Annotated in this window: 1 protein-coding gene; it reads right to left on the bottom strand. The window is 46.1% G+C overall.

Annotation, left to right across the window (positions count from 1 at the left end; translation table 11 throughout):
• Nucleotides 1-55 precede the first annotated feature (55 nt).
• On the bottom strand, nt 56-1,240 hold the full coding sequence (locus RG959_RS23760; protein WP_342799268.1) for an IS256 family transposase: 1,185 nt from the start codon (nt 1,238-1,240) through the stop codon (nt 56-58).
• Nucleotides 1,241-1,344 lie beyond the last annotated feature (104 nt).

Genomic DNA, 1,344 nt, shown 5'->3' on the forward strand with positions numbered 1-1,344 from the left:
GGGACCGTCAATAATTTTGTGTAAATGGCGAATCCCTTTTCTTGCAAACTGTCATTTAATCAGTCGTTTTAAACATGGCTGCGAGCTCCGCACGCGCCTGGTCAAAACCAATATGGCACCGCAAAGCGAAGCGCTGGTTGTAATCCTCAAACTGTGAAACGAGAAAGCGCTCCAGCGCTTCTTCGTTTGGAAACTGCTCTTTGCGCTTCGTGTATTTCTTGATCTGTTTATTAAACGATTCAATCAGGTTCGTTGAATAAAGGCTCCGCCGAATGGATTTTGGGAAGCTATAAAACGTAAAGATATGCGGGTTCTCAGCCAGTGACTTCGTTACTCTTGGATAAATCGCCTGCCATTTGGAACAGAAGGCTTCCAGTGCTTGTTGTCCTTCTTCGGCGCTTTCAGCGCGATAGACGGCTTTGAAGTCCCCGCAGATTTCAGCCCGGTCTGAAACACGGACTTTATGGGCAATGGTGCGGGCAAGATGGACAAGGCATGTCTGATACTGAGCATGGGGATAGACATGGAAGATACTGTCCGTGATGCCTTTCAGGCCATCAGAAATAAACAAAAGAACTTCGTCTGCGCCTCTTTCCTTGATATCAAGAAGCAGCTCTTTCCAGACAAATGCCGACTCTGTGGGAGCGATTATGTAGGCAAGGACTTCTTTTGACCCGTCTTCCCGGATACCGACCGCCAGGTAGACGGCTTCTTTCGAAACCGTTTCACGTTTAACGGCAATGTAGGTAGCATCCAAATATACACAGACATATCGGGCACTAAGGGGACGGCGGATAAAAGCTTCAATCTGGCCCGTCATCGCTTTGGCCATGTTGGAAACTGTCTGCGGTGTGTAATGATGGCCATACATCTTCTCAATCAAATCGGAGATTTCGGTCATCGTGACGCCTTTTTGGAATAAGTGGATGACAAACGATTCAAGCGTGTCATTGGAGCGCCGGTAAGGTGCGATGGTCTGTTGTTTAAATTCTCCATTGCGATCACGCGGGATCGTTAGCTGGAGATCCCCATATTCGGTGTGCAGCGTGCGGGAATAGGCACCATTGCGGGAATTGCCTGAGTTAAAGCCAATCCGGTCGTATTTCTCGTAATCTAAAAACGCCGTTAATTCGGCTGCAAGCAGTGAATTAACCGCTTTTTCAAGGTGTAAACGAAATACTTCCGTAATGTCTTGTTTTTTTACTAGAGCGTCGACGATATCTGTTGTAAACTGGTTCATAGGGAAGACCTCTTTTCTGTGAATTGTGTTGTGGTGATTCAATTCTACAAGAAAAGGTCTTCCTTTTTCTATTTACTCATTTACACAAAATATTTTACGCTCTC

It is taken from the genome of Domibacillus sp. 8LH (assembly GCF_038806185.1).
Taxonomy (GTDB): domain Bacteria; phylum Bacillota; class Bacilli; order Bacillales; family Domibacillaceae; genus Domibacillus; species Domibacillus indicus_A.

What these genes read in the sequence shown, in the direction of transcription:
- RG959_RS23760 (WP_342799268.1), bottom strand. Translation starts at nt 1,240, where the DNA reads ATGAACCAGTTTACAACAGATATCGTCGACGCTCTAGTAAAAAAACAA.